Annotated in this window: 22 protein-coding genes and 2 pseudogenes; 9 read left to right on the forward strand and 15 right to left on the reverse strand. The window is 72.6% G+C overall.

Features of this window, described 5'->3' with window-relative positions:
- Window positions 1–202: 202 nt before the first annotated feature.
- The 4 genes from ABZ562_RS11560 to ABZ562_RS11575 are packed head-to-tail and all read right to left on the reverse strand — an operon-like array spanning window position 203 to window position 5,055.
- Window positions 203–1,339: an XdhC/CoxI family protein gene (locus ABZ562_RS11560; RefSeq protein ID WP_361476707.1), complete on the reverse strand. Its 1,137-nt coding sequence runs from the start codon at window positions 1,337–1,339 to the stop codon at window positions 203–205.
- Complete coding sequence (locus ABZ562_RS11565) at window positions 1,332–3,470, reverse strand: xanthine dehydrogenase family protein molybdopterin-binding subunit (protein WP_361476709.1); 2,139 nt, start codon at window positions 3,468–3,470, stop codon at window positions 1,332–1,334. The genes ABZ562_RS11560 and ABZ562_RS11565 overlap by 8 nt, the downstream gene beginning before the upstream one ends.
- Complete coding sequence (locus ABZ562_RS11570; protein ID WP_361476711.1) at window positions 3,467–4,459, reverse strand: xanthine dehydrogenase family protein subunit M; 993 nt, start codon at window positions 4,457–4,459, stop codon at window positions 3,467–3,469. The genes ABZ562_RS11565 and ABZ562_RS11570 overlap by 4 nt, the downstream gene beginning before the upstream one ends.
- Entirely contained in the window at window positions 4,456–5,055 is a 600-nt protein-coding gene (locus tag ABZ562_RS11575) for a 2Fe-2S iron-sulfur cluster-binding protein (protein ID WP_361476713.1), read from the reverse strand. The genes ABZ562_RS11570 and ABZ562_RS11575 overlap by 4 nt, the downstream gene beginning before the upstream one ends.
- A gap of 243 nt (window positions 5,056–5,298) precedes the next feature.
- Here ABZ562_RS11575 and ABZ562_RS11580 point away from each other — a divergent pair, with 243 nt between their 5' ends.
- Window positions 5,299–5,886, forward strand: coding sequence for a TetR/AcrR family transcriptional regulator (locus ABZ562_RS11580; RefSeq protein WP_361476715.1), 588 nt, complete (start codon window positions 5,299–5,301; stop codon window positions 5,884–5,886).
- A gap of 16 nt (window positions 5,887–5,902) precedes the next feature.
- Here ABZ562_RS11580 and ABZ562_RS11585 read toward each other — a convergent pair whose 3' ends face one another.
- Window positions 5,903–6,682, reverse strand: coding sequence for a LysR substrate-binding domain-containing protein (locus tag ABZ562_RS11585; protein ID WP_361476717.1), 780 nt, complete (start codon window positions 6,680–6,682; stop codon window positions 5,903–5,905).
- A gap of 72 nt (window positions 6,683–6,754) precedes the next feature.
- On the opposite strand from ABZ562_RS11585, the gene ABZ562_RS11590 reads away from it, so the two are divergent.
- Window positions 6,755–7,177: a DUF5997 family protein gene (locus tag ABZ562_RS11590; protein WP_361476719.1), complete on the forward strand. Its 423-nt coding sequence runs from the start codon at window positions 6,755–6,757 to the stop codon at window positions 7,175–7,177.
- Between the two features lie 39 nt (window positions 7,178–7,216).
- Here ABZ562_RS11590 and ABZ562_RS11595 read toward each other — a convergent pair whose 3' ends face one another.
- Both ABZ562_RS11595 and ABZ562_RS11600 read right to left on the reverse strand, forming a co-directional pair.
- A complete protein-coding gene (locus ABZ562_RS11595) occupies window positions 7,217–7,984 on the reverse strand; it encodes a class II aldolase/adducin family protein (RefSeq protein ID WP_361476721.1) in 768 nt (255 codons plus the stop codon).
- A gap of 45 nt (window positions 7,985–8,029) precedes the next feature.
- A complete protein-coding gene (locus ABZ562_RS11600; RefSeq protein ID WP_361476723.1) occupies window positions 8,030–9,496 on the reverse strand; it encodes a sodium:solute symporter in 1,467 nt (488 codons plus the stop codon).
- A 159-nt stretch (window positions 9,497–9,655) separates the two neighbouring features.
- Here ABZ562_RS11600 and ABZ562_RS11605 point away from each other — a divergent pair, with 159 nt between their 5' ends.
- Entirely contained in the window at window positions 9,656–11,218 is a 1,563-nt protein-coding gene (locus ABZ562_RS11605) for a PucR family transcriptional regulator (protein ID WP_361476725.1), read from the forward strand.
- Window position 11,219: 1 nt separating this feature from the next.
- Here ABZ562_RS11605 and ABZ562_RS11610 read toward each other — a convergent pair whose 3' ends face one another.
- The gene (locus ABZ562_RS11610; RefSeq protein ID WP_361476727.1) at window positions 11,220–13,505 is read right to left on the reverse strand and encodes a glycoside hydrolase family 95-like protein; all 2,286 of its coding nucleotides are present in this window, start codon (window positions 13,503–13,505) and stop codon (window positions 11,220–11,222) included.
- A gap of 212 nt (window positions 13,506–13,717) precedes the next feature.
- Window positions 13,718–14,008 carry a hypothetical protein gene (locus ABZ562_RS11615; RefSeq protein ID WP_361476729.1) on the reverse strand — a complete coding sequence of 97 codons (291 nt, stop codon included), beginning with the start codon at window positions 14,006–14,008 and terminating at the stop codon, window positions 13,718–13,720.
- Window positions 14,009–14,154: 146 nt separating this feature from the next.
- Between ABZ562_RS11615 and ABZ562_RS11620 the strand changes: the two genes are divergently transcribed.
- Window positions 14,155–15,441 carry an SGNH/GDSL hydrolase family protein gene (locus ABZ562_RS11620; protein ID WP_361476731.1) on the forward strand — a complete coding sequence of 429 codons (1,287 nt, stop codon included), beginning with the start codon at window positions 14,155–14,157 and terminating at the stop codon, window positions 15,439–15,441.
- Between the two features lie 163 nt (window positions 15,442–15,604).
- Window positions 15,605–16,894, forward strand: a complete 1,290-nt coding sequence (locus tag ABZ562_RS11625) for a hypothetical protein (RefSeq protein WP_361476733.1) — start codon at window positions 15,605–15,607, stop codon at window positions 16,892–16,894.
- A gap of 61 nt (window positions 16,895–16,955) precedes the next feature.
- Here ABZ562_RS11625 and ABZ562_RS11630 read toward each other — a convergent pair whose 3' ends face one another.
- Both ABZ562_RS11630 and ABZ562_RS11635 read right to left on the reverse strand, forming a co-directional pair.
- On the reverse strand, window positions 16,956–17,615 hold the full coding sequence (locus ABZ562_RS11630; RefSeq protein ID WP_361476735.1) for a response regulator transcription factor: 660 nt from the start codon (window positions 17,613–17,615) through the stop codon (window positions 16,956–16,958).
- A complete protein-coding gene (locus ABZ562_RS11635) occupies window positions 17,588–18,877 on the reverse strand; it encodes a sensor domain-containing protein (RefSeq protein ID WP_361476737.1) in 1,290 nt (429 codons plus the stop codon). Before ABZ562_RS11635 ends, ABZ562_RS11630 begins: the two co-directional genes overlap by 28 nt.
- 193 nt (window positions 18,878–19,070) lie before the next feature.
- Here ABZ562_RS11635 and ABZ562_RS11640 point away from each other — a divergent pair, with 193 nt between their 5' ends.
- Complete coding sequence (locus ABZ562_RS11640; RefSeq protein ID WP_361476739.1) at window positions 19,071–19,808, forward strand: ABC transporter ATP-binding protein; 738 nt, start codon at window positions 19,071–19,073, stop codon at window positions 19,806–19,808.
- The gene (locus tag ABZ562_RS11645; protein WP_361476741.1) at window positions 19,802–22,300 is read left to right on the forward strand and encodes an ABC transporter permease; all 2,499 of its coding nucleotides are present in this window, start codon (window positions 19,802–19,804) and stop codon (window positions 22,298–22,300) included. Before ABZ562_RS11640 ends, ABZ562_RS11645 begins: the two co-directional genes overlap by 7 nt.
- A 110-nt stretch (window positions 22,301–22,410) precedes the next feature.
- Here ABZ562_RS11645 and ABZ562_RS11650 read toward each other — a convergent pair whose 3' ends face one another.
- On the reverse strand, window positions 22,411–22,830 hold the full coding sequence (locus ABZ562_RS11650; protein ID WP_361476743.1) for an ANTAR domain-containing protein: 420 nt from the start codon (window positions 22,828–22,830) through the stop codon (window positions 22,411–22,413).
- 143 nt (window positions 22,831–22,973) lie between these two features.
- On the opposite strand from ABZ562_RS11650, the gene ABZ562_RS11655 reads away from it, so the two are divergent.
- On the forward strand, window positions 22,974–23,936 hold the full coding sequence (locus ABZ562_RS11655) for a helix-turn-helix transcriptional regulator (RefSeq protein ID WP_361476745.1): 963 nt from the start codon (window positions 22,974–22,976) through the stop codon (window positions 23,934–23,936).
- A 74-nt stretch (window positions 23,937–24,010) separates the two neighbouring features.
- On the opposite strand, the gene ABZ562_RS11660 is transcribed toward ABZ562_RS11655, so the two are convergent.
- The 3 genes and pseudogenes from ABZ562_RS11660 to ABZ562_RS11670 all read right to left on the reverse strand — a co-directional run bounded on the left by ABZ562_RS11660 (window position 24,011) and on the right by ABZ562_RS11670 (window position 25,500).
- Window positions 24,011–24,646: a hypothetical protein gene (locus ABZ562_RS11660; RefSeq protein WP_361476747.1), complete on the reverse strand. Its 636-nt coding sequence runs from the start codon at window positions 24,644–24,646 to the stop codon at window positions 24,011–24,013.
- Window positions 24,647–24,759: 113 nt separating this feature from the next.
- Window positions 24,760–25,306, reverse strand: a pseudogene (locus tag ABZ562_RS11665) (AAA family ATPase); the annotation flags it as partial.
- Entirely contained in the window at window positions 25,243–25,500 is a 258-nt protein-coding gene (locus ABZ562_RS11670) for a hypothetical protein (RefSeq protein WP_361476749.1), read from the reverse strand. The gene ABZ562_RS11670 and the pseudogene ABZ562_RS11665, both read right to left, overlap by 64 nt.
- 87 nt (window positions 25,501–25,587) lie before the next feature.
- Between ABZ562_RS11670 and ABZ562_RS11675 the strand changes: the two are divergent.
- Window positions 25,588–26,780, forward strand: a pseudogene (locus tag ABZ562_RS11675) (endo-1,4-beta-xylanase); the annotation flags it as partial.
- Between the last annotated feature and the right edge of the window lie 35 nt (window positions 26,781–26,815).

Raw genomic sequence — 26,815 nt, forward strand, 5'->3', positions numbered from 1 at the left:
GAGGACTTGTACCGGCCCACCCGTCCCGTGTCATCGATCACGACGGTGTCGGTGAAGGTGCCACCGATATCGGAAGCCACGTAGTACGAAGGCATCCGGGAAGGATCACTCCTTGGATTGCGGGCGACGCACGACGTGACGAGCCTTTCCGTCACGCCGGATCGCTGTCCACCACAGATGATCTTCGTCCGGTGCCCTGGGGTCACGCGGCCACGTGTGGCCCCGCCTCCCCGTCGCGGTGGATGGGTGTCCCCGAGCCGGTCAGCGGCACGCCCGTGCCGCCCCGCCGCGCCGCGACGATCTCCGCCGCGATGGACAGGGCGGTCTCCTCGGGCGTACGGGCGCCGAGGTCGAGGCCGATCGGCGAGCGCAGCCGGGCCAGTTCACGGTCGGTGAGACCCGCCTCACGGAGCTTGCGGGTGCGGTCCTCGTGGGTGCGGCGCGACCCCATGGCGCCGACGAACGCGACCGGCAGCCGCAGGGCCTCCTCCAGCAGCGGGACGTCGAACTTGGCGTCATGGGTGAGCACGCACAGCACCGTTCGGCCGTCGGTCGCCGTCCGCCGCAGATAGCGGTGCGGCCAGTCGACCACGATCTCGTCGGCCTCGGGGAAGCGGACCCGGGTGGCGAAGACGGGACGGGCGTCGCACACCGTCACGTGGTAGCCGAGGAACTTGCCCGTGCGGGCCAGTGCCGCGGCGAAGTCCACCGCACCGAAGACGATCATCCGGGGCGGCGGCACGCTCGACTCGACGAACACCGTCAGGCCGGACGGGGCCTCTCGGTGCCCAGGCAGGGTGAACGCGCCGGTGCGGCCCGCCGCCAGCAGGGCGCCCGCCTCGTCCGCCGCCGCACGGTCCAGCTCCGGATCGCCGCCCAGGCCGCCCTCGTACGAGCCGTCGGGGCGGACGAACAGCCCCCGGCCGAGGAGTTCGGCCGGGCCCCGGGACACCCGGGCGACCGCGGCCGTCTCCCCGCGGGCGGCGGCCGACAGGGCCGCCGCGAACACCGCCCGGGCCGGCGCGTCCGCCCGCACCGGCGTGACCATGACCTCCAGCACACCGCCGCAGGTCAGCCCCACCGCGAAGGCGTCCTCGTCGCTGTAGCCGAACCGCTCCAGCACCGTCTCGCCGTCCTCCAGCGCCTGGAGGCAGCGGTCGTACACCGACGCCTCCACGCAGCCGCCGGAGACCGAGCCGATGGCGGTGCCCTCGGAGTCGACGGCGAGGGCGGCGCCGGGACCCCGTGGCGCGCTGCCACCGACGGCCACGACGGTGGCGACGGCGAAGTCCCGGCCCTCCTCGACCCACCGGTCCAACTCGGCGGCTATGTCAAGCATCCCCGTCCCCACCCGGCGCGGTGCCCGCCAGCAGAACGCGGTCGGGGCGGATCGGCAGGTGCCGGTGGCGCACGCCGGTCGCGTGCCAGACGGCGTTGGCGACCGCCGCCGCCGCTCCGACGATCCCGACCTCGCCGATGCCCTTGATGCCGACCGGGTCCTCCGGGTCCGGGTCGTCCACCCAGCCCACCTCGATGGGCGGCACGTCGGCGTGCGCGGCGACGTGGTAGCCCGCGAGGTCGGGGCCGACGTGGCCGCCGAAGGCCCCGTCCCTGACCGCCTCCTCGTGCAGCGCCATGGACAGGCCCCAGACCATGCCGCCGCGGAGCTGGCTCTGCGCGGTCAGCGGGTTGACGATCCGGCCCGCCGCGAAGATGCCCAGCATGCGCCGCACCCGGACCTCGCCGGTGGCGGCGTCCACCGCGACCTCGGCGAACTGCGCCCCGAAGGAGTGGCGTTCCTTTTGCGCGAGGGCGCCGATGGCCTCGGCGGTGTTCGACCGCGCGGTGAGGCCCTCCTCCGGGATGCCGCCGCCGAGGGCCAGCTGCTCGCGCAGCTCCTTGGCCGCGGAGGTGACCGCCCAGGCCCAGGAGCGGGTGCCCATGGAGCCGCCCGCGATCATGGCTTGGCCGAAGTCGCTGTCCGCGATGCGCATGTGGATACGGCTCGGCTCCACCTCCAGCGCGTCCGCCGCGATCTGGGTCAGCGCGGTCCTGGCGCCGGTCCCGATGTCGGCCGCGGTGATCCGTACCGTGAAGGTGCCGTCCGGCTCGGCGGTCACGGCCGCCGTGGACGGCATGGCGTTCGAGGGGAACGTGGCCGCCGCCGTGCCCGTCCCGAGCAGCCAGCGGCCCTCCCGGCGCAGCCCGGGGCGCGGGTCGCGGTCCGCCCAGCCGAACCTGCGGGCGCCCTCCTCGAAACAGTCGATCACCCGGCGGGTGCTGTAGGGCAGCCCGGACACCGGGCCCGCCTCGGGTTCGTTGCGCGCGCGCAGCGCGATCGGGTCCAGGCCGCACTTCTCGGCGAGTTCGTCGAGCGCGGACTCCAGCGCGAACGAGCCCGGTGCCTCGCCCGGCGCGCGCACGAAGGTCGGCGTCGGCACGTCGAGCGCCACCACGCGGTTGACGGTGTGGTGTGCGTCGGCGTCGTACATCGCGCGCCCGTAGTCGGCGCTGCGCTCGATGAATTCGTGCACGGTCGAGGTGAGGCTCTGGGCCTGGTGGTCGAACGCGCGCAGCCGCCCGTCCGCGTCGGCGCCGAGCCTGACGTGCTGCACCGTGGGGCTGCGGTAGCCGGTGATGGAGAACATCTGGCGGCGCGTCAGGACCACCCGGACCGGGCGGTGCAGGACGGTCGTGGCCATCACGGCCGCCACCTGGTGCGGACGGACCCCCTTGGAGCCGAAGCCGCCGCCGACGTGCTCGGAGCGCACCCGCACCGAGCCGAGGTCGAGGGAGAACATCTTGGCCAGCTCGTCGGCCACCCACATGCTGCCCTGGTTGGAGTCGACGATCTCCAGCCGGCCGCCTTCCCAGCGGGCGGTGGCCGCGTGCGGCTCCATCATGGCGTGGTGCTCTTCCGGGGTGGTGTACTCCGAGTCCACGACGACGGCCGCCGCAGCGAGCCCGGCCTCGATGTCGCCCTTCGCGGTCTCCGCCTGCGAGCCCTCCGGGACGTACGTCCCGGGGCGCCCGGCGGAGAACGCGATGTCGTGCGGCTCCTCGTCGTACCGGACGACCAGGGCCTCGGCGGCCTCCCGGGCCTGCTCGGGCGTCTCCGCGACGACCAGCGCCACCGGCCAGCCCACGAAGGGCACCCGGTCGGTCTGGAAGAGGGTGATGGTCGGGTCGGGCTTGCCCAGCAGGCCGACGTAACTGCCGTCGACCTGCGGGGCGTTCCCGTGGTGCAGGACGGTCAGGACGCCGGGCATCGCCTCGACGGGTTCGGTCTCCACCGCGAGGATGCGGCCGCGGGCGATGGTGGACACCACCAGCCAGCCGTGGGCCAGGTCGGCGAAGGGGATCTCACCGGCGTAGCGGGCGGCTCCGGTGACCTTCTCGCGGCCCTCCACGCGGGTGTGCGCGGCGCCGACGGACGGGGTGACGGCGGCGGTTCCGGTCGTCGTGGTCATCGGACGGCCTCCTCGGAGAGTTCGGTCAACATGGCCACGACGAGGTTGCGCATCAGCGTCACCTTGTATCCGTTGTGGGGCAGCGTCTCGGCGGCCGCCAGTTCGGCGTCCGCGGCGGCGGCGAACGCCTCACCGCTCACCGGTCCCCCGGTCAGCACCCGCTCGGCCTCGCGGGCGCGCCACGGCCGGGACGCCACCGCGCCGAAGGCCAGGCGCACTTCGTGGACGACACCGTCCCGGACGTCGAGGGCGGCGGCGATCGAGCCGATCGCGAACGCGTACGAGGCGCGCTCGCGCACCTTCCGGTAGCGCGAGACGGTGGCGACCGGAGCGGGCGGCAGGCTGACGCCGGTGATCAGCGCGCCGGGCGGCAGGGCGGTCTCCAGGTGCGGGGTGTCCCCCACCGGCAGATAGAACGCGGACATGGGCAACTCGCCCGGCCCGTCCGCCGTTTCGTAGTGGACCACGGCGTCGAAGGCGGTCAGCGCCACGCCCATGTCCGAGGGGTGGATGGCCACACAGTGCTCGGAGGCGCCGAGGATGGCGTGGTTGTGGTGCTCGCCCTCGATGGCGGGACAACCGCTGCCCGGGACGCGCTTGTTGCACGGCTTGGACGTGTCGGTGAAGTAGCCGCAGCGGGTGCGCTGCAGCAGGTTTCCGCCGACCGTGGCCATGTTGCGCAGCTGTCCGGAGGCGCCGGCCAGCACGGCCTGGGCCAGTGCCGGGAAGCGGGAGCGCACATCGGGGTGGGCGGCGAGATCGCTGTTGGTGACGGTCGCGCCGATGTGCAAGGCCCCGTCCGGCGTGGCCTCGATCCGGTCCAGGGGCAGCTCGCGCACGTCGATGAGGCGCGCGGGCCGCTCCACCCCGGTCTTCATCAGGTCGACGAGGTTGGTGCCGCCGCCGAGGTAGCGCGCGTCGGGGTCGGCGCCGAGCAGGGCCACCGCCCCGGAGACGTCGTGCACGCGCTCGTATCCGAATTCCCTCATACCGCTGCCTCCGCTTCCGTCGTACCCATGCCGTCACCCGAGCCGCCGGATGGCGGCTGCGCGGCCTCCGCCGCCCGCGCGACCGCCTCGACGATCGACACGTACGCGCCACAGCGGCACAGGTTGCCGCTCATCCGCTCCCGGATCTCCTCCGCGGTGAGCGGCTGCGCCCCCGCTTCGGGCCGCACGTCCTGGGTCGCGGCGCTCGGCCAGCCCGCCGCGTGTTCCTCGATCACGGCGATGGCCGAGCAGATCTGCCCGGGCGTGCAGTAGCCGCACTGGTAGCCGTCGAGGTCGAGGAACGCCTGCTGCACCGGGTGCAGGTCCTCGCCGTCGGCCACGCCTTCGATGGTGGTGATGTCACGCCCCTCGGCGGCCACCGCCAACTGCAGACAGGAGACGGCTCGGCGTCCGTCGATCAGCACGGTGCAGGCACCGCACTGGCCTTGGTCGCAGCCCTTCTTCGTGCCGGTCAGGTCGAGACGCTCGCGCAGGGCGTCGAGCAGGGTGGTGCGGTGGTCGACGGGCAGCGTGTGCTTCTCGCCGTTGATATTCAGCGTGATGGCGCTGGACGTCGGGGAGGGGGCTGGGGCCATGGTCAGCCTTCTTTCGCGTAGCTGGTGCGCGTCGAGCGAGCTCATCCGGGCAGACGGTACGGGGGCCCGGAAGGGGGCAGAAGGGTGGCGAGCGGCGCCGGCCGTTCGCACCGGCAGCTTCTGCCGCTATCGTAGCCCTAAGCGGACAACTGTCCGGCAGGTTTGAACTTAGTGGACAGTTGTCCGGTCAGCAAGGGCGGCCCGGCGGCTATTCCCGGAACGCGATGCCGGAGAGGAGGACGAGTGCGGGAGCGGAAGGACACCCCCCACGCCCCACTGCGCTCGGACGCGCAACGGAATCGCGAACGCATCCTGGAAGTGGCCCTGGCGGAGCTGACGCGTTCGGCGTGCGCGCCGCTGAGCACGATCGCGCGGAAGGCGGGCGTCGGGCAGGGGACGTTCTACCGCAACTTCCCCAGCCGCGAGGCGCTCGTCCTGGAGGTCTACCGCTACGAGGTGCAGCAGGTCGCCGACGCCGCGGCCCAGCTGTTGCGGAGCCGCCCACCGGACCGGGCGCTGCGGGAGTGGATGGACCGCCTCGCCCGGTACGCCATGACCAAGGCGGGCCTGGCCGACGCGCTGCACAAGGCCACCAGCGGGCACGGCAGCCTGGTCACGGTGGCACGCGGCCCGCTGACCTCGGCCGTCGGGCTCCTGCTGACGGCGAACGAGGAGGCGGGCACCATCCGCCCGGGGGTCACCCCCGACGACTTCATGCTCGCCATCGCCGGGCTGTGGCAGATCGATCCGCACGGCGACTGGCAGTCGCGCGCCGGACGGCTGCTGGACCTGGTCATGGACGGTCTGCGCGCCGGGGCGCCGGGGCGCTAGGACGGGGCAGAACCGGCTAGGACCGGCGGCGGGGCTTGCCGCGCTTGCCGGCCTTGGGGGCCGCGGAACGGCCTCGCGGGTTCTTCCCGGCCGCCGCCTTGCCGGACCCCGGCTTGCCCGCCCCCGCTTTCCCTGACCCGGCCTTCCCCGCCGCGGGCTTGCGCTTCTGCTGCGCCGGGGGCGGGGTGCGGCCCCGGGTGCTGTTGACGGTCCGCCCGCGGACGATCCCGATGAAGTCCTCCACCAGGTCGGTGGTCGCCTCCTCCGGCCACGACAGCGCGACGCTCGACTGGGGCGCGTCCGTGACCGGCCGGTAGGTGAGATCCCTGCGGTGGTGCAGCCGGGCGAGCGACTGCGGCACGACCAGCAGTCCCACCCCGGCCGCCACCAGCTCGATGGCGTCCGCCGTCGTGGCGGGGCGCTCGATCGCGGGCCGCCCCGGCGGGCGCTCCCAGCCGACCACGTCATCGAGGGGATGCAGCACGATGTCGTCGGCCAGATCGTCGGCGGACACCTCGTCGACCGCCGCCACGACGTGGTCCTTCGGCACCACGACGACCGTCGTCTCGGCGTAGAGGGGGATCGCGCTGAACACCGTACGGTCCACCGGCAGCCGCACGAGCCCCGCGTCGGCGCTGCCGCCGCGCAGCACATCGGGCGCTTCGGCGGCGGACACCGCGACGAGGTGCAGCGGGACGTCGGGCAGGCGCTCGTTCCAGATCCGCACCCACTTGGCGGGCGTCACCCCCGGGACGTACGCGAGCCGGAACGAAGGGGATTCTTCCGAGCCTGTCACCCCGCCAGGCTACCGGTCGCGCGGCCGGAGGCCGTGGTCCGGGGCCGCGTACGCGCTCGATACCCTTGACCCATGAAGTCGCACCAGACCACCCAGACGATGAAGCCCGCGACCGCGGCGAAGAAGCTGGGTGTGTACCTCGAGGCCACGCCCGCCGAGTTCCAGGAGGGTGTCGTCTCGCGCGCCGAACTCAACGCCCTCCAGGCCGATCCGCCCGAGTGGCTGCGGGACCTGCGCCGCGACGGCCCGCACCCCCGGCCGGTGGTCGCGGCGAAGCTGGGCACCTCGATCGCGGGTCTCGCGCGCGGTGGCATCACCGAGCCCCTGACCACGGAGCAGATCGACGCCCTGAAGGCGGAGCGCCCCGAGTGGCTGGAGAAGGAGCGCGCCACCCAGGCCGAGGTACGGAAGGAAGCGGCGCGGATCAAGGAGAAGAAGGCGGAGAAGGCAGAGAAGGCGGAGCGCGCCGACCAGCCCGGCCCGCCGCGCTCCTGACCCTTCCCGGCCCCTTTCCGGTCCCTTCCCGGCCCTCGCTCAGTCCTTGTAGTCGGGGGCGATACGTTCCACGAGCCGGAGCAGCGCCGACCAGGCCAGGTCGTACGCCTTGTCGTCCTGGAAGTCGGAGCCCTCGCCCTCGCCCGCGAGCTGACGGGCGGCCAGTTCACGGATCTCCGGGGGCGGCATGACGAGTTTCGCGCCCCCGGCCGTTGCCGCGACCTGGATCTCGCACGCCTTGTCCAGGTAGTACATGCGCAGGAAGGCCTGGGCGGGGGTGTCCCCGACGGTCAGCAGGCCATGGTTGCGCAGGATCATCGCCGGGTGGCCGGCGAGGTCGGCGACGAGCCGCCGTTGTTCGGCGAGGTTGAGGGCGACACCCTCGTAGTCGTGGTAGCCGAGCCTGCCGTGGAACTCCATGGAGATCTGGTTGAGCGGGAGCAACCCCTCCTCCTGGGCGGCGATGGCGCAGCCGGCCTTGGTGTGGGTGTGCAGGACGCAGTGGGCGTCGGGCCGGGCGGCGTGGACGGCGCTGTGGATGACGAAGCCGGCGGGGTTGACGGGGTGCGGGGTCTCCTCGACGGGGTGGCCGGACAGGTCGATCTTGACCAGGTTCGACGCGGTGATCTCCTCGAAGAGGAGACCGTAGGGGTTGATCAGGAAGTGGAGTTCCGGGCCGGGGACACGGGCGCTGATGTGCGTGAAGATCAGGTCGGTCATCCGGAAGTGCGCCACCAGACGGTAGACCGCGGCCAGTTCGCGGCGCAGCCGTCGTTCCTCGGTGTGGTGGGGCGTGGAAGCGATCACGGGGGTGTGTCCTCGGGTCGTGGGGGGGCGGAGGGTCGATCGGTCTCAGACGGACGCCGGGGCCGGCGCGGGTGCGGGCGCGGTGGCGGGCTCTCCCGCCACGCGGCGGCGCCAGGCGTCGACCGCGGCCTCCTCGGTCGGCTTGGTGGCGAGGCTGACGGCCACGTAGGCGACGAGGGCGGCGAGCAGGCCGAAGTAGATCGGCTCGTTGGCGAGCAGACCCTCGGTCACCATGAGGGTGATCACCGTGATGCCGCCCGCGATCATCGCGGTCAGGGCGCCGGGCAGGTTTCCGCGCTTCCACACGAGCCCGCCGAGGATGGGCACCAGCAGGCCGCCGACCAGCAGGTTGTACGCGACGGTGAGCGCGGCCAGGACGTCGCCCAGGACGCAGGCGATGACAATGGCGGTCACACCGAGGACGACGATGGCCCACCGGTTCGAGCGGATCTCGTCGCGCTCGTCCGTCCCCGTGGTGGGGGTGCCACGCCGCAGCCGGGCCCAGATGTCGTTGTGGGCCACGGTGGCCGAGGCGATCAGGGCGCCGCTGGCGGTGGACATCATCGCCGACAGGGCGGCGGCGAGGACGAGCCCCCTGACACCGGTGGGCAGGGTGTGCTGGACGATGGTGGCGAACGCCTGGTCGGCGTCGGCCAGATGCGGGTAGAGCGCCTTGGTCGCCATGCCGATGAAGGCCCCGGCCAGGGCGTAGACGAGGCAGTAGACTCCGGCGGCCGTGCCGCCCCAGGTGGCCACCCGGTCGTTGCGGGCGGTGAAGACCCGCTGCCAGATGTCCTGCCCGATCAGCATGCCGAAGGTGTAGATCAGCACATAGGTGACGATGGTCTGCCCGCCGATGGAGGTCGGGGAGAAGTAGCCGTGCGGCAGCCGGTCCGCCATCGCGGCGAAGCCCCCGGCCTTGGCCACCGCGATGGGCAGCAGCAGGACGAGCACCCCCACACTCTTGATCACGAACTGCACCATGTCGGTGAGCGTGATGGACCACATGCCGCCGAGCGCCGAATAGCCCACGACGACCGCCCCTCCGATGACGACCGCAGCCCAGCGCGGTACGTCGAACAGCACGTCGAAGACGCCGGCGTACGCGATCGTCGAGGTCACGGCGAGCATCAGGGTGTAGACCCACATCACCACGCCGGAGATGACGCTCGCCGCGTCGCCGTAGCGCAGGGAGAGCATGTCGGCGACGGTGTAGACGCGCAGCCGGGCGATCCGGGCGGAGAAGAACACGCTGAGGGCCAGCAGCCCCAGGCCGATGGCGAAGACCATCGCGGCGCCGGAGAGGCCGTAGGTGTAGCCCAGGCGCACCCCGCCGATGGTGGAGGCGCCGCCGAGGACGATGGCGGCCATCGTGCCCGTGTACATCAGCGGGCCCAGCCGCCGCCCGGCCACCAGGAAGTCGCTCTTGGAGGCGGCCAGTCTCTTGCCCCACCAGCCGACACCGACGATGGCCAGCAGATATCCGAGCATGACGAGGTAGTCGACGGCCATCAGGTCCTCCGGAGCGGTACGGCGTGGCGGGGGGTGATGCGTGACCTTATCCACGGTGCACACTGGCGCTGAACCCGCGGATTCGCCCGATGTGAAACCGTCCGTTGGACTAATCCGACACCCCGGCGGGGTGCCACGGGATGAGAGGATCCCTGCCTTGTGACCGAGCACGATCCACCGTCCGTCCCCCTCGGCGTGCTGCTCGCCGATCCCTCGCTGGGGCTGCGCCAGGTCGCCGGTCCCGCCGACGACCGGCGTGTCGGCACGGTCGGCACCACCGAGATCGAGGACCCCACGCCCTATCTCGTCGGCGGCGAACTCCTCCTCACCGCCGGAGTGCGGCTGCCGCACGACGCGGACGGCATCGACACCTATGTGGCGCGCGTGGTGGCGGCCGGGGTGGCCGCCCTCGGTTTCGGCGTCGCCCCGGTGCACCAGGAGGTGCCGGCGGATCTCGTCGCCGCGTGCGACCGCCACGGGCTGCCCCTGCTGCGGCTGCCGCCGCACACCCCGTTCGTCGCCGTCGGCCGGGCGGCCTACGCCGCCATCGCCGAGGCCCGCAACCGCGACCTGAAGACGATCTCGCGGGCGCAGTCGGCCCTCGCCTCGGCCGCCGCCCGTCCGGACGCGCTGCAGGCCGTGCTCACCCAGCTCAGCGCCCACACCGGCACCTGGTCGGTGCTCTTCGACGGCCGGGGGAACGAACTGTTCCGCGGGGGGAGGCGCCCCGCGGAACCGGTGCCCGGTCTGCTGCGCGACCTCGCCGTCCGTACGACGTCCCGCGCCGCCGCCGACCGGGCCGCGGGCGCGCCGCCGCCTCCTTCGGCGGCGGCCCTTCACCACGACGGCGCACACCTGACCGTGCACACGCTGCCCGGCGCCGACGGCACCACCGCTCTGGCCCTCGGCCAGGCCGCCACCGGCGCCCTGCCGCAGGTCCACCGCCAGGTGACCGGCACGGCGACCGTCCTGCTGTCCCTGCTCACCAGCCCGCGGCACGCCCTGAACACCGACAGCCGCAGCGCCGGGGCGCTCGTGCTGCTCATGCTCGGCGCCACCCCGGCGGAGGTCGCGCCCGTCCTCGTACCCTCCGAACACCCGGCGCACGACCACTGGGTCGTCGTCCACGGACGGCAGGACCCCCACCGGTCGCGTCAGGGTCGGGACCCCGCCCAGCTGGCCGCCCTCGGGACGGCCCTCGGCACCCCTTACCTGCACATCGACGGCCCGGCCCTGAGGGCGCTCGTCCCCGCCGCGCCGGGCACCCGCTCGCGGGCCCCCGCGCAGGCCGCCGCCCTCGGGTGGACCCTCGGCCTCAGCACCCCCTCTTCCGCGGCCGACCTGTCCCGCGCCGACGCCCGGGCCGAACGGGCCCTGCGGCGCGCGATCGCCGCCGGGGTGCCGGCCGTCGTACACGAGGCCACCGCACCGGCCGTGCACAGCCTCGTCCCGCCCGCCGACGCCGAGGAGTTCGCCCGCGCCCGCCTCGCCGCGCTCGACCGGGCCGGTCCGCCGGGCGCCGCCGTCCTGCTCGGCACCCTGCGCGCCTGGCTGACGTTCCACGGCAGTTGGGACCGTACGGCCGCCGAACTCCGGGTCCACCGCAACACGGTGCGCCACCGCATGGCCCGGGTCGCCGAACTCCTCGGCGCCGACCTCCAGGACCCGGCCGTCCGCATGGAACTCTGGTTCGCCCTGGAGTGGCTTTCCGACGCGGGGTGACTCAGTCCGGCAGCCCCCACGGCTTCGCGTCGCCGACGGCCGGTACGTCGCGCGGCCCCGGGTCGGGGTGGGTGCCGCGCGGGGCGACGACGGCCGTCTCCGCCCGGCCCAGCGGGATCTCGATGCGGCCCGGCGCCGTCTCCCGGTACCGCAGCCGCCTGCCGCGCTCGTCCGTCACGTCCACGGCGCCGCGGATGCCGTGGTCCAGCACCAGGGGCGCGCCCGCCTCGCTGTGCACGCGCACCCACCGGGTGCGGCCGTCCGAGCGGTCCGCGTCGACGAGGAAGGCGCCCTGGGCGCGCAGGGACGCCACGGACGCGTCGGGCCAGCGCCGCGATACGGAGGGGAAGACCCGCACCACGTCGCCGTGGCTCTGCACGGCCATGTCGAGCACCGACTGGGTCGCCGTCAGGGGGCTCTCGGTGCCCAGGTTCCCGCCCTCGACGTACATGGTGTTCGGGGTCATCCAGGCGTTGTTGATGACGTTGCCGCCGGTGAAGTAGGTGAGGAAGTCGAGGGCTTCCTCGGGGCGCTCCATCCGCGAGGCCATCGACGAGGCGGCGGCGTAGCTGTAACCGGCCCACAGGGCGCGGTCCTTGGTCCAGTGGTCGAAGGTGGTCCGCATGATGTCCCGGTCGCCCGGCCGGTCCCAGTCCAGCTCGTGCAGCGGGTACAGCCACAGCATGTGGGAGAAGTGGCGGTGGGATTCGGTGAGCGGCTTGCCCGAGCCGATCATGACGCCGGTGGCGTCGCGCGGATAGTCCACCAGGCGCTTAAGGATCTCGCGCCAGCGCGCGGCGCGCGGATGGTCCGTACGGAGGATCCGCAGGCAGTCCAGGAGCGTGGCGCAGCCCCAGCGGACCAGGGAGAGGTCGTAGGTGCAGTCCTCGGCGTCCGCCCACTCGGGTGAGCGGGTGAGGGGGAGGTGCAGCTTTCCGTCGGCGCCCTCGTACAGGAAGTGGTCGTAGAAGTTCACCGCCTTGACCAGGATCGGGTAGAGGACGTCGCGCACGATCCGGGTGTCCATGGTGTGGCGGTAGCTGAGCCAGACGTTGTGCATGGCCCAGATGAGGTTGCCGTTGTTGTCGGTCTTGGTGGCGGTGCCGGGGATGCCGACGGTCTTGGCGCCGGGGCGCAGCATCCAGTCGGAGGGATGGGCGAGGGCGTAGGTCTGCCCGTCCTGGTACTCCGGCGGGACGGAGAGCGGCAGGTTCTTCTCGAAGTCCTTGAAGGTGGAGGTGACGGAGTCGAGTTCGAGGTGGTTGGAGCCCTGGATCAGCCAGGTGGCGATCTGCACGTTGAGGTTCCACCAGACGGCGGTCCAGCTGCCGCCGGTCTCCGGATACCACGGCCCCCACTCGGACATCGAGGGGCCGCCCGCGCGGGTGGCGCAGGCCGCCTTGTAGAGCTGGATCCAGTAGAAGTCCTGGATGCGCTTGTCGGGTACGGACAGCAGGCTGCGCCGGTAGAAGCGGTGCCACCAGGCGCGGTGTTCGCGCACCAGGTCGTCGGGGTCGGCGGACAGAGTGCGGGCCACTTCGGCGACGGCCAGCTCGGTGGTGCGCGACAGGTCCCCGGGGTACCGGTAGACGATGTGCGCGGCCAGCAGCCGTCCGGTGCCGACGCGCCGTTCGCGCCACGCGGTGGTCCAGCCGCCGCCCGCGATGAGCGGCTGCTCCACGTATCCGGTGTCCCGCGCGGAGCCGGTGCGCGGGTCGGGGTTGCCCGTGTAGTCGGCGGGCTTGTCCTTGGTGCGCGGCGAGGCGGCGGGCATCCAGGTGAACGACCAGGCCGCCGCCCGCTCCCCCGCGCTGGGCCGGGTGGAGATCAGCAGCGCGGTACGGGTGTTGTGCACCAGCATCGAGAAGCGGACGCTGCCCCGGGTGGTGGTGACGGTGCCGCGCAGCTCGGCGTCCCAGAGGTCGAGGGTCCAGTCGACGCCGGTCACCTCGCCGGCCAGGGTGAGGTCGAAGTGGCCGATGGGCAGCCGCGAGAAGCCGTAGGGGGCGCGCCACTGCGGTCGCTGGTCCTGCACCTGACCGTGGCTGACCATGACCTTCACGGAGTTGGGCGTCGCGCCCCGGTAGACCTGCACGCCGAGCAGCCCGTTGGCGAGGAAGGGGCCGTCCTTCCAGTCGCCGGGCATCCGGCGCCACCGCAAGGCGGCGGCCCTGACCATCCGTTCGGTCAGGTCCTCCGCCCCGCCGGACCGCTCGGGTGCGGCCCAGGCGGTGCCGGATCCGGCCAGCCAGCCCGCGGCGCCGACGGCGGCCGCCGTGCCGATCACACCTCTTCGAGAGATCCCGTTCCCTGTCGTCGGGGTCACGTATGTGCCTCCCATACCTGGTGATGAACTACCCGGCATGGTGCAGGGGTCGGAGCGGCAAGGGAAGACCTCCGACGTATCGGAAATCGGCGCGTCGCATCTACGCAGGTGAATGAGACAAGCCCGCCAACAAAGGGCGTCAGCCAACCGATGTCTCGCCGTCCGGCGGGGAGTTACACGCTGACCATGCAGAGGAGAGCGATGACGCCCACGAAGCCGAGACCGCCGAGGGCGGTTCCGGCGACGGCCATCCACAGCCGGCCCGCACCGCGCCGGGCGTGGTGGATGCCCATGGCGCCGAGGGCGACGGCGAGGCCCCCGGCTATGGGCGCCAGGGAGAGGGTGAAGAACGACAGCAGGGGTGGCACGAAACCGGCGACGGAGAGGACGCCGAGGACGAGCGCGGTGGGGCCCAGCGCGACGGCGGGTGTGTCGGCACGGTCGGCCGTGGTCGGCGCGGGCATGAGGTGCCTCCCCCGGAAACGGGCTCATGTGACGTAGCGATCGTACGGGGTATCCCGCCGCCCCGATGGGCAGGGTGGGTGCGTCAAGTCCCCCGCAGGGAGAGGACGTTCTGTTGCGAGACATTCTTCGAAGACTCGGTCCACTGGTGGCGGTTCTCCTCACCGTGGCCCTGGTGTCCGTCGCCCAGGGAGCCGAGAGAAGCCGGGAGCGCACCGCGTCGGCCGATGAGGGAGGCGGGCCGCGTCCGGGCGGCCACTGGGTGGGCACCTGGGCGGCCATGCCGCAGCTGACCGAGCCGGGCAACATGCCGCCCCCGCCGTACACCGAAGGCGGCGCGGTCCTCGCCGACAGCACACTGCGGCAGACCGTGCACGTCTCGGCGGGCGGCCGCCACCTGCGGCTCCGCTTCTCCAACGCCTTCGGCGGGGCGCCCCTGGACATCACCCGCGTCTTCGTGGCCCGCCCCGAGGGCGGCCGGGCCGGGGTGAGCGCCGTCCAACCGGGCACCTCCCGGCCCGTCACCTTCGACGGCCGCCCCTCCACGACGGTGCCGACGGGCGCGCTGGTGGTCTCCGATCCGCTGGACTTCCCGCTGCCCGCGGGCTCGAACCTCACCGTGACGATGTACCTGGCCACCGGGCAGCGGTCGACCGCCATCACCTCCCACCCCGGCTCCCGCACCGCCTCCCACATGCTGCGCGGCGACCATGCCGACGCCACCGACCTCGACGGCGCGGCGTCGGTCGAGCACTGGTACTTCGTCAGCGGCGTCGAGGTGTGGTCACCGGCGCGCACCAGGGCCACCGCCGTGCTGGGCGACTCGCTCACCGACGGCAGGGGCTCCACCAGCAACCACAACGACCGCTGGACGGACCGGCTGACGGACCGGCTGCGCGCCGACCCCAGGACGGCCGGCACCGCGGTGCTCAACCAGGCGGCCGGCGGGAACCGGGTCCTCCAGGACGGTCTGGGCCCGAACGGCCTGGCCCGCCTGGACCGTGACGTCCTGGCGCAGAGCGGCGTCACCTCGCTGATCGTGTTCGAGGGCGTCAACGACATCGGGACCGCCCCCGCCACCCCCGAAGCGCAGCGCGACGTCGCGGACCGCCTCATCGCCGCCTACGGCCAGATCATCCTGCGCGCCCACGCCCAGGGCATCCGCGTCTACGGCGCCACCCTCACACCGTTCGGCGGCAGCACCCCCTACGACGACGCGGCGGGCCACCGCGAGACGGCACGGCAGCGGGTCAACGACTGGATCCGGACCGGCGGCCGCTTCGACGCGGTCGTCGACCTGGACAAGGCGACCCGGGACCAGGCCGATCCGAGCCGCCTGCGCCCGGACCTCGACGTGGGTGACCACCTGCACCTCGACCCCGAGGGCTACCGCGTGATCGCCGACGCGTTTCCGCGCCGTCTCTTCCGCCGCTGAACGGATGAACGCGGGGGCGGCGCCTGCTGCCCCCGTGAGGATCTTGTGCGCATGACCGCCCCGCGCGCTCCTTGCCGTGTCTCGTTCCCCTCCTTTACGAATGGACGGTCCTGCGCCTGTCGGCGGAGGACGAGCAAGCTGACAGTGAATCAGGAGCATGCGCATGCAGAGCGACCGCACGGTCGAGGCCAGGACGTACGGTGAGCGGGGGCCGGTGTCGCGCCGGTGGTTCCTGGGTGTCTCCGGTGCGGCCCTCCTCACCGCGGGCTGCGAGGACATCGGTGGGAAGAGCGAGAGCGGCGGGCAGAGCGAGGGCGGCGAGAACACATCCGAGCACCGGGCGGTCGTCCCGAGCGGCGCGCTGGGCGCCAACTTCAACGAGGACCCCTCCACCATGGACTTCTCCATGCTGGAGGGCCTCTCCGCGGGCTGGCTGCGCGGCTTCGTGCCCATGCCGGAGATCGACGAGACCGCGCCGGCCGAGCAGGATTCCATCAAGACGCTGCTGGCCGCGCACGACAAGGGATACGGCACGATCCTCTCGCTGAAGTTCCCCTACAACCACCGCCCGATGCCCTCGGTGGACAGCGCGGACATGGACGCCGAACTGGCCCGGGTGGACAAGGTGCTGGACGCCGCCATGGGCAAGGTGGACATCCTCGCGATGGCCAATGAGCCCTTCATCGAGAGCCTGGAGAAGGACCACCACGGGACGCTGAACGCCTTCTACGAGAAGGTCGCGCGGCACGTCATCGCGTACCGCGAGGAGCACTTCGGAGAGCGCTGCCGGACACGCCTGTACATGGGCTCCCTCAACCACCTCGACCGGCCCGACTGGCGTACCCGGGCGACCGAGCGCTGGTTGACGTTCGCCCGGGAGACCCCGGAGATCGAGGGCGTGGACATCCACCCGCATGTGGCCGCCATCGAGGACTCGCAGAAGTACCTGAACTACATCCTGCCCAAGCTCCGCCGCGACCAGAAGTTCCTGGTCACCGAGTTCTCCCTGGTCCAGCTGTGGAAGGAGCACATGCGCGACACCATCCCCGCCGAGTTCGCCCGGCGTTACGAGCTGCCCGCGGACACCAAGGTGTGGCAGGTGATCAGGCAGGCGACCGAGCGCCCCTTCCCGCAGCGGAAGTGGCGGGACTTCCTGTCCATGAGCCCGTGGTTCGAGACCCATGAGCACTACCTGCGCAGCCAGGTCCAGAAGTTCCGTGACACGGGACAGCTCGCCGTGGCCACCTACGGCGTGGCGCAGGCGCCGGCGATGGTGAAGGACTTCGGCCCAGGCAAGCCGCCGTGGCTGCTGAACAGCCTGTACTCCAACCTGACCGTCCAGGAAGGCGAGGGCGGAAAGCCCGCGCGGAGCTACGGCTTCTTCGACGACTTCCGTGCCCTGCAACGCGCCGAGGACCGCCGCCCGGTGCGCACGGCCGAAACGACGACGTGAGCCGCGAACAGCGCTTTGAGGTGCACCCCGCCGAGCCCGCCACCGGAGCGGGCCCACGGGGTCACGCCCGCAGATAGGCGAGGACCGCCAGCACCCTGCGATGGGTCGCCTCGGCCGGGGGAAGGTCCAGCTTGCCGAGGATGCTGCCGATGTGCTTGCCCACGGCCGCGTCGGACACCACCAGGTGGCGGGCGATCGCCCCGTTCGACTTGCCCTCCGCCATCAAGGCCAGGACCTCCCGCTCGCGGGCGGTGAGCCGGGCCAGCGGGTCGCGGCGGCGGCGCAGGAGCTGACGCACCACCTCGGGGTCGACGACCGTGCCGCCGTCCGCGACCTCGCACAGGGCGTCGACGAACTCCGCCACCTTCCCGACCCGTTCCTTCAGCAGATAGCCCACGCCCGTCCCGTCGCCGGAGTCCAGCAGCTCGGAGGCGTACGCGCGCTGCACATACTGGCTGAGGACCAGGATGGGCAGGGCGGGCCGCGTCTCGCGCAGCCGCACCGCCGCGTGCAGTCCCTCGTCCTGGAACCCGGGCGGCATGCGGACGTCCGTGAGGACGATGTCGGGGGTGTGTTCCCCGACCGCGGCGAGCAGCGCGGGGGCGTCGCCGACGGCCGCGACCACGTCGTGCCCGCAGCGGCCGAGCAGCCCGATGAGCCCTTCCCGCAGCAGCACGCTGTCCTCGGCCAGTACTACGCGTAAGCGCCGGTCCGTTCGCAAGGAAACTCCACACGCAACAGGGTCGGTCCGCCCGGCGGGCTGGACAGGGAGAGTCTGCCACCGAGCGCCGACACCCGGTCGCCGAGCCCGGTCAGCCCGCTTCCGGCGCCGGCGTCGGCGCCGCCCCTGCCGTCGTCGCACACCTGGAGGACCAGCCGTCCGTCGCGGTGCGCGCCGCTCACCTCCGCGCGGCTCGCCCCGCTGTGCCGGGCGACGTTGGTGAGGGCCTCGCGGACCACGAAGTACGCGGCGGCCTCGACCGCCCGGGGCAGCCGCCCGGTCAGCTCCAGCGCCACGTCCACCGGAACCGGGGAGCGGTCCGCGGCGTCGGCGACCGCCGCGGGGAGGCCGTAGTCGGCGAGGACCTGGGGGTGGACGCCGTGGATGAGTTCGCGCAGTTCCGCGAGCGCCCGGTCCGCCTCCTCCTGGGCCGCGGCGAGCTGATCGGCGAGCGGCCCGGGGGCCACGTCCATGCGGGCCAGGCCGAGTGTCATCGTCAGCGCCACCAGCCGCTGCTGCGCGCCATCGTGCAGATCGCGCTCGATACGCCGCCGTTCCGCCTCGAAGGCGTCCACCAACCGCGACCGGGACCGCGCGAGTTCGGTGACCCGCGCCTGCAACTCCCCCTCGCGCGGGGCGATCAGCAACCGCGTCAGTCCGGCCCGGGCCCCGGCCACCACCCCCAGCACATAGCCGCACAGGCCCATCAGCACCAGCCCGAGCACGGCCACCGCGAAGGCCATCGGCCAGGACGTGACGAGCCACTGCTTGAGCACCTTCGTCTCGTGGCCGCCACCGACCGTGGCCATCAGCAGCGGTGTGGCGACCATGGACAGCGGGGCGAGGAGGGCGACGGCAAAGACGAGCGCGTCCACCGGCCACAGCAGCACCGCGAACAGCACGGCGTAGCCCAGCTCCCGCCACGTCGCGCGTTCCCTCATACGGGTCGTCAGCCAGCCCCACAGGCCGTGGGCCGCGGGCGCCCGGTGCGGGTCGGGGGCCGGGTCCGGGTCGACCAGGCGCAGCCTGCGCCGTTCCACCCAGGCGACCGGGATCCCGGCGAGCGCGGCGAGGACCAGCAGCGGCAGGCCCACCAGTACGAGCGCGAGAACGCCACCCGCCACCGCCGTGGTCACGATCCCCACGAGGGCGGCCGCGCCGGTCACCGCGCCGGTGAGCAGGTAACCGGACGAGCGCCACGGCCACGACGACAGCAGGAAGCCCGGCCCGGACATGGCCTGCCACACATTCCGAGGGTGCATGGAGGTCACCGTAGAAGCCCCGCCCGGCCGGTGCCATCGGTCCAGGGGGTGTACCGGGGTATGCCTGGCCCTACCCCGAAGTCTCGGTCCCGCCGTACTGCGCCGTGGTGTCCGCACGCGGTTTCGTGTTGCTCGGCCTCCTCGAGGTCCTACGCCGCCTCGACACCCTCGACATCCGAATGAGTGGGGACAGATGAACCACGACGCGATCCGATTGCGCTCCGTCAGCAGACACTTCGGCTCCGGCGACGGCGCGGTGACGGCGCTCGACCAGGTCTCGCTCTCGTTTCCCACGGGGACGTTCACCGCCGTCATGGGCCCTTCCGGCTCGGGCAAGTCGACCCTGCTGCAGTGCGCCGCCGGGCTGGACCGCCCCACGTCGGGATCGGTGACCGTGGGCGGGACCGAGCTGACGGCGCTGAGCGAGACCCGGCTGACCCTGCTGCGGCGCGAGCGCATCGGCTTCGTGTTCCAGGCGTTCAACCTGCTGCCGTCCCTGACCGCCCAGCAGAACGTGGCGCTGCCCCTGCGGCTCGCGGGCCGCCGCCCCTCCGCGGCCCGGGTGCGTGAGGTGCTCCGGCAGGTCGGGCTCGGCGAGCGGGCGCGCCACCGGCCGTCCGAGCTGTCCGGCGGCCAGCAGCAGCGGGTCGCCCTGGCCCGCGCCCTGATCACCCGCCCCGAGGTGCTGTTCGGCGACGAGCCCACCGGTGCCCTCGACACGCGGACCGGCCGCGAGGTGCTGGCCCTGCTGCGCGGCATGGTCGACGGCGAGGGCCAGACGGTCATCATGGTCACGCACGACCCGGTGGCCGCCTCGTATGCCGACCGGGTGGTCTTCCTGGTCGACGGACGGCTCGGCGGCGAGCTGGCCGGGGCGGGCGCCGACGCCATCGCCGCGCGCATGACCACCCTGGAGGCCGTGCCGTGCTGAGCGTCGCCCTGGGCACCCTGCGGACGCGCCGGGTCACCTTCCTCGGGAGCTTCGTCGCCCTGTCGCTGGGTGTCGCGCTGATCGCCGTCATGGGCCTGGCCCTCGCCTCGTCGCTGGACGCGCCCGACCGGAAGCCCGAGCGGTTCGCCGCCGCCCCGGTGGTGGTCAAGGGAGCCGACACGCTGCGGGTGCGCACCGCGAACGGCACCCGGGTCCAGAAGCTCGCGCATCCGCGCGCCGTGCCCGCCGGGGTCGTCGCGCGACTGCGCAGGCTCGGGCCCGTGGTCGAGGACCGGTCGTTCGCCGTACGGGCGCGGGGCGGGCCCGGCGATCTGGTGGGCCACCCCTGGTCCACCGCTCCCTTCGCCCGGTACGTCATCGGCGCGGGACGCCCGCCCCGCGCGGCCGACGAGGTCGTCATCAGCGGCGCCTGGGCGAAGCCGGGCGAGCGCGTACGGACCGGTGAGGGCACCGTACGGGTCGTCGGGACCGTACGGGGACCCGGCAACGCCGCGGGCCGCGGCTTCGAGAACGCCGTCTTCTACGCAGACGAGCGCGCCGCCCGCCTGTCGCCGCACAGCGTCCAGCTCGTCGTGGACGCGGGCGCGGCGGCCGTGCGCGCGGCGGTGCGCGGCAGCGCGGGCGTCCGCGTCCTCACCGGGGACGCGCGCCGCCTCGCCGACCCCGATCCGGACCGGGACCGCGAAGCGCTCACCGCGATGAACGCCCTGTTCGGCACGGCCGGCGGCGTCACCGGCTTCGTGTCGCTGTTCGTGGTGGCCTCCACCTTCGCGTTCGCGGTGGCCCAGCGGCGGCGGGAGTTGGGGCTGCTGCGCACGGCCGGGGCGACCCCGGGGCAGCTGCGCCGGATGGTGTTCGCCGAAGCCCTCATGGTCGGTGTCCTCGCCTCGACCACCGGCTGCCTGCTCGGCGCGTACGGTGCGCCACGGCTGGCCGGGTGGGTGGTCGACGGCGGTGTCGCACCCGGCTGGTTCACCATCGGCGATCACACCTGGCCGTATCAGGTGGCGTTCTGGACGGGCCTGCTCGTCGCGCTGTGCGGGGTGGCGGCCGCGTCCTGGCGGGCGGGCCGCACCGGGCCCGCCCAGGCCCTGCGCGAGGCCTCCGTGGACACCGGGACGATGCCCCGGGGGCGGTGGCTGTCCGGTCTGGCCCTCCTGATGGCCGCCGTGGTCACCCTGTGCCTGGCCCTGGTCAGCGACCCGGGAGAGCTGCTGCACCGGAAGACCTATGTGAGCAGGCCGATGCTGCTCATCACCGCCGCCGCGCTGCTCGCCCCGGCCGTGGTGCGCCCGCTGACCCGGCTGATCGCCTGGCTCCCGGCCCGGCTCCCGGGCGCGGGCGGCATGCTGGTGCGGGAGAACGCCGCCGCCGGTGTGCGCCGCACCGCCGCGATCGCGGCGCCCGTGCTCGTCACGGTCGCCCTCACCGGCTCGCTCCTGGGCGCCACCGCGACGCTGAACGAGGCGAAGGCCACCGAGGTCCGCGAGCGGACGGCGGCCGACTTTGTCCTCACCCCGGCGGGCGGCGCGGGCTTCGGCGCGGCGGCCCTGCGCGCGCTGCGCGCCGTGCCCGGTGCCGAGGTGTCCGCGACCGCGTCGAGCGCCGTCTACGTCTTGGAGGACGGCGTGTCCCTCATGAAGTCCGAGGCCCGCGCCGCCGCCCCCGGCCCGCTCGCCGCCACCGCCCGGCTGCCGGTCGAAGCCGGGAACGCACGCGACCTCGATGACGACTCGATCATCGTCAATGCCGAGTGGCAGCAGCACACCGTGGGCCGGCGCGTCCACGTGTGGCTCGGCGACGGCACCCGGAAGTGGCTGCGGATCGCCGCGGTGATGGCCACCGGCACCGGCGGCAACGGCGTCTACGTCACCCCGCGCAACGCCCCGGGCGCGACCGTCGACCGGGTGGACGTCACCCTCGCCGACGGCGCGGACGCGAGCGCCGTGGCCACCGGGCTGCGGACGGCGTTGCGCACGGCGGGCGGGCGGGTCCTCGGCAAGGACCAGTGGGTGGCGGCGAGTTACCCTCGGACCAACGGCACGACCCGGATCGGCCTCCTGCTGGTCCTCGGCATCGCCCTCCTCTACACCGGCATCTCCCTGGCCAGCACGATGGCCATGGCCACCTCCGACCGCGTCCGCGACCTCGCCGTACTGCGCCTGGCCGGGACCACCCCGGGGCAGATCCTGCGGCTGGTGGGCGCCGAGGCGCTGATGGTGGTCACGGTCGGCGCGGTGCTGGGCGTCCTGGTCGCCGGGCTCAACCTGATGGGCATGGGCGGCGCCCTGGCCCTGCTGTCGGCACCGGCCACGATCCGGGTCCCCTGGACGGCCATCGGCGCGGCCGTGGGCGCGTGCGCGCTGCTCGCCGTGGTCGCGTCCGTCGTCCCCGCCGCACTCGCCCTGCGCAAGCGGCCCGGCGGCCCGTCGGACGGCATACGGCACCGGACCGGCCGAGCGACGCCGTAGGCGTGTCCGTGGGACGTCGCATACATCCACTGGCGGCGCGCAGACCGCTCGGCCGGCGGCCGAGAGTCCGCCATCGCCGGCCCCGGGGGCAACACGTGGTCCTTCGGCGCCTACCGCGGCGAGCCCCGCCCGGCCGGCCGACCCGGGCCGTCCGCCCGGTCGTCCTGCCGGAAGGCGGCTTCCGCCTCACGGCGCGCCCGGCGCGCGTTGACCACCGCGGCGTGCAGCTTCGGGCGGATCTGCTGGGGAAGCCAACCGCTGTGCGCCCACCACAGCACGTGCCGGGCGATCTCGCGCACCTTGATGTTGGTGTGCTGGGAGACCTCCCGGAGCACCTTCCAGCCCTCGTCGGACCGCAGGCCCGTCACCGCGATCAGTACGCCGATCGCCTGGTCGATCACGGCGTGCGAGATCACCGCCTGGCGAAGCTGGTCGACTTCTACCTGCAGGGCGGCCACTTCTTCCTGAAGAGCGGCGACCTTGTCATCCGGAAAGCTTTCGTCGGTCATGTGTACGGCGGTCTTCTCCACTTCCGTCCCGCAGCCACGATGTGCGCGCACGTCAGCACCGTGTCGCTCCGATCCAGCCTGGTACCGCGGCGACCGCCGGGAAAAGACGCGTAACGAACGACATCGGGGGCAGCAGTCCAGAAAACGAAACGGACAACACCCCCATGCAGACGCTCACCTTCGACAGCGACGACCTCGAACGGACCGAGGAGTTCCTCAGCCGCGCCTACGCCAAGATGCACATCGGCAACGGCACCCCGGAATCCAGCCGCGCCCGCATCTCCCGCAGCGCCATCGAGTCCCTCAGCATCGACGAGCTGGACCTGGACTTCGACATGAGCTACGCGGTCACGCCGCTGGGCCGGATCTGTCTGTGCCTCGTCCACGAAGGCACCATCCAGCAGCACACGTTCCAGGGGGTCGAGGACGCGTTCGGCCCCGGTGACGTGGTGTCGTTCGCCCCGCCGGAGCTGCCGTACTCGGGACGTATCTGCAGGGCCCGCTACAACATCACCATGCTGGACTCCACCCTGCTCACCCAGGTGGCCGCCAACGCCGACACGGCCGACTCCGACCCGGTCCGCCTCACCGGACACCGACCGCACTCCCCCGCCGCGGCGCTGCGATTACGAGAGACGATCGTCTACGTACGCGACCACGTCCTGGCCGAGCCCGCCGTGGCCGGGCAGCCGCTGGTCGCCTCCACCGCGGCGCAGCACCTGGCCGCGAGCGTCCTGGCCACGTTTCCCCACAGCGCGCTCACCGAGCGCACGGCATCCGACAGCAGGGACGCGCACCCGGCCATGCTGCGGCGCGCCCTGGCCTACATCGACGACCACGCCGACGGGCCCCTCACCGTCGCCGACATCGCCTCCGCGGCGCGCGTCACCGTGCGCGCGCTGCAGTACGCCTTCCGTCGGCACCTGGACACCACGCCGCTCGCCCATCTGCGCCAGGTGCGTCTTTCCCGCGCCCACCACGACCTGCTGAACGCCGAGCCGGAAGGGGAAGCCACGGTCACGGAGATCGCCGCCCGGTGGGGCTTCTGGCATCCCGGCCGCTTCGCCGCCCTCTACCGGCAGACCTACGGCCGGTCGCCGCGCCGGACGCTCCGCGACCCGAGCTGACCGGCCACGACGGCCACGGCCTCTCCGCCCGCCTGCTTCGGCGGGCGGAGAGGCCGGCGGTCACGGCGTCGGCATCAGCCGATGTCGAGATTGAAGTTGGTCACGTACCAAGCGTCCTTGATCTTGGCGGACTCCACCTTGACGTCCAGTTGCCCCGGCTTCAGTCCTTTGGAGTTGGACAGGACGACCTCGTTGAGCGTCTGTCCGTCGACGGTGATCTTGTCGCCGGAGACCTCCGCCTTGTCTCCGTCGGCCTGGACCTGGGCGACGTCCACCTTCGGCTCGCCCTCGGACTGCTTGGGCGTGAACGACTCACGGAGCTTCCCGACGTTCTCGCGCATCTTCCGCACGTCGGGCGCGTCGCTGTCACACCTCGACGGAGAGCCGACCTGTGCGGGCGACGAACCGGTGGCCGGTTTCGCCATCACCAGACACGCCTGCTTCGGCTGTCCCTTGATGACCGCGGTCACCCAGGTGGCGACCGCCGCCCCGGCCGTGTCCTGGCGGGTGGCCGACGGCTGCGAGGCCGCAGGCCCGTCCCCCTTCTCCGAGCCCTTCTCGGACCCGGCAGCGGACGAGCTGGTCGCCGCCGGCTTCTCCCCGGAGTCGGAGTCCGTCTCCTTCGAGCAGCCCGTGACACCCGCGACGGCCGCCATCACCGCGACCCCGGCGATCAAGCCGACGGTCTTGTTCTTCTGACTCGCTGACACTCTTTCAGAAGCCTTCCATAGACATCATTTGACTCGATGTCACCCCGAGGCGCCTCTCAACATCGAGACACCACATCGGCCATGGAGACGTCGGGGACGGCCCAACGGTTCTCTCAAGGCCGCCGGGCCGTGGCGGCCTCGGCGGTGTGAAACGCCAGGCGTCCGTCCGCGACCTCCACCCGGATCAGGTCACCGGTGGTGAGAGCGCCGTCGAGGAGCATGCGGGACAGCCGGTTGCCGACCTCCCTCTGAATCGTACGTCGCAGCGGCCGGGCCCCCTTACTCGGGCTGGTGGCCGTGGCGCGCGAGCCAGTCGACGGCCTCCGGGGCGAACTCGACGGTGATGTCCTGGGCGTGCAGCCGGAGGCGGGTCTCCTCCAGCATCAGATCGGTGATCTGGCGCAGTCGCTCGTCGTCGAGCTGCCGGAACACGGCGATCTCGTCGATGCGGTTGAGGAACTCGGGGCGGAAGTGCTCGCGCAGCGGGCGCAGAACGCGCTCGCGCCGGGCCTGTTCGCCGGTCTCGGCGTCCGTGGCGCCGAAGCCGAGTACGGCGCCCCGCCCGCCGATGGCCTCGGAGCCGAGGTTGCTCGTCATCACGATGACGGTGTTGCGGAAGTCGACCGTGCGGCCCTGTGCGTCGGTGAGGCGGCCGTCGTCCGCCCGTCGTCCGGTTCGGTGCCGCCGTCCGTCTCGATCCGGCGGCACAACTCGCCGATGCGGTCACGCAGTTCGGTGGTCCGTTCGTACTGCAGCGCCGCGCGCAGCAGATGCTTGGTGTTCAGGTCGGTGCTGCCGTGCTCGGCGGCGTAGGAGACGGCGTCGGCGACCAGTCGCCGGGCGGGGTGGCTCATACACCAGGCCTTCCCTGGCGGTCGTGTTCATGTCAGCATGGGAAATTGTGGGAGCGCTCCCACTTCTTCATCCACCGAGGAGAAGACATGACCCTGATCCCACCACGCGACCGACGCCGAGCCTCGGTGCTCGGGTTATTGGCGGCCGCCGCGATGACGATGACCGGCCTGGCCGGTACGGCGGGCGCCGCGACCGGCCCCGCTCAGGAGCAGGCGGCGACCGGCTCCGCCACGGCCGTCAAGGCCTCCACCCTGGGTGCGCAGGCCGCCCAGTCCGGGCGGTACTTCGGGGCCGCCGTGGCCGCGGGCAAGCTCGGCGACGGCACGTACTCGGGCATCCTGAACCGTGAGTTCAACATGGTCACGCCCGAGAACGAGATGAAGTGGGACACCGTCGAGCGGTCCCGCGGCTCGTTCAACTTCGGCCCCGGCGACCAGATCGTGGGCCAGGCCACCTCGCATGGCCAGCGCCTACGGGGACACACCCTGGTCTGGCACTCCCAACTGCCCGGCTGGGTCAGCTCCATCGGCGACGCGAACACCCTGCGCAGCGTGATGAACAACCACATCACCACCACGATGTCCCACTACAAGGGCAAGATCTACGCCTGGGACGTGGTGAACGAGGCGTTCGCCGACGGCGGCAGCGGCCAGCACCGCGCCTCGGTGTTCCAGAACCTGCTGGGCGACGGCTTCATCGAGCAGGCCTTCCGCACCGCCCGGTCGGCCGACCCGGCGGCCAAGCTCTGCTACAACGACTACAACATCGAGGACTGGAACGCCGCGAAGACCCAGGGCGTCTACCGCATGGTGCGCGACTTCAAGGCGCGCGGGGTGCCCATCGACTGTGTCGGCTTCCAGGCCCACTTCGGCACCGGCGGACCGCCCAGCAGCTTCCAGACCACCCTGTCCAGCTTTGCCGCCCTCGGCGTGGACGTGCAGATCACCGAGCTGGACATCGCGCAGGCACCGGCGAACGCGTACACGAACACCGTCAGGGCCTGCATGAACGTCCCGCGCTGCACCGGCATCACCGTCTGGGGCATCCGGGACCGCGACTCCTGGCGCTCCGGGGAGAACCCCCTGCTCTTCGACAACAACGGCAACAAGAAGGCGGCGTACAACGCCACGCTGACCGCGCTGGGCGGCACCCCCGCGGCCACCACCAAGGCCGCTTCCGGTGGAACTCCAGCGGGATCGTGATGTCCCCCAAGCCGGACGCCAGTCACCACATCGCCGGGCTCAAGGACCCGACGGTGGTCCGCCACAACGGCAAGTGGCCCCTCACCATCAACCCGTGCCGGCCGCAGTACCT

The organism is Streptomyces sp. NPDC019937 (assembly GCF_040631655.1).
Classification (GTDB): Bacteria; Actinomycetota; Actinomycetes; order Streptomycetales; family Streptomycetaceae; genus Streptomyces.

Bases quoted from the DNA above. Each gene is read 5' to 3' on its own strand.
- ABZ562_RS11560 (WP_361476707.1), bottom strand. From the start codon at position 1,339: ATGCTTGACATAGCCGCCGAGTTGGACCGGTGGGTCGAGGAGGGCCGG.
- ABZ562_RS11565 (WP_361476709.1), bottom strand. From the start codon at position 3,470: ATGACCACGACGACCGGAACCGCCGCCGTCACCCCGTCCGTCGGCGCC.
- ABZ562_RS11570 (WP_361476711.1), bottom strand. From the start codon at position 4,459: ATGAGGGAATTCGGATACGAGCGCGTGCACGACGTCTCCGGGGCGGTG.
- ABZ562_RS11575 (WP_361476713.1), bottom strand. From the start codon at position 5,055: ATGGCCCCAGCCCCCTCCCCGACGTCCAGCGCCATCACGCTGAATATC.
- ABZ562_RS11590 (WP_361476719.1), top strand. From the start codon at position 6,755: ATGAAGTCGCACCAGACCACCCAGACGATGAAGCCCGCGACCGCGGCG.
- ABZ562_RS11600 (WP_361476723.1), bottom strand. From the start codon at position 9,496: ATGGCCGTCGACTACCTCGTCATGCTCGGATATCTGCTGGCCATCGTC.
- ABZ562_RS11615 (WP_361476729.1), bottom strand. From the start codon at position 14,008: ATGCCCGCGCCGACCACGGCCGACCGTGCCGACACACCCGCCGTCGCG.
- ABZ562_RS11625 (WP_361476733.1), top strand. From the start codon at position 15,605: ATGCAGAGCGACCGCACGGTCGAGGCCAGGACGTACGGTGAGCGGGGG.
- ABZ562_RS11635 (WP_361476737.1), bottom strand. From the start codon at position 18,877: ATGCACCCTCGGAATGTGTGGCAGGCCATGTCCGGGCCGGGCTTCCTG.
- ABZ562_RS11640 (WP_361476739.1), top strand. From the start codon at position 19,071: ATGAACCACGACGCGATCCGATTGCGCTCCGTCAGCAGACACTTCGGC.
- ABZ562_RS11655 (WP_361476745.1), top strand. From the start codon at position 22,974: ATGCAGACGCTCACCTTCGACAGCGACGACCTCGAACGGACCGAGGAG.
- ABZ562_RS11670 (WP_361476749.1), bottom strand. From the start codon at position 25,500: ATGAGCCACCCCGCCCGGCGACTGGTCGCCGACGCCGTCTCCTACGCC.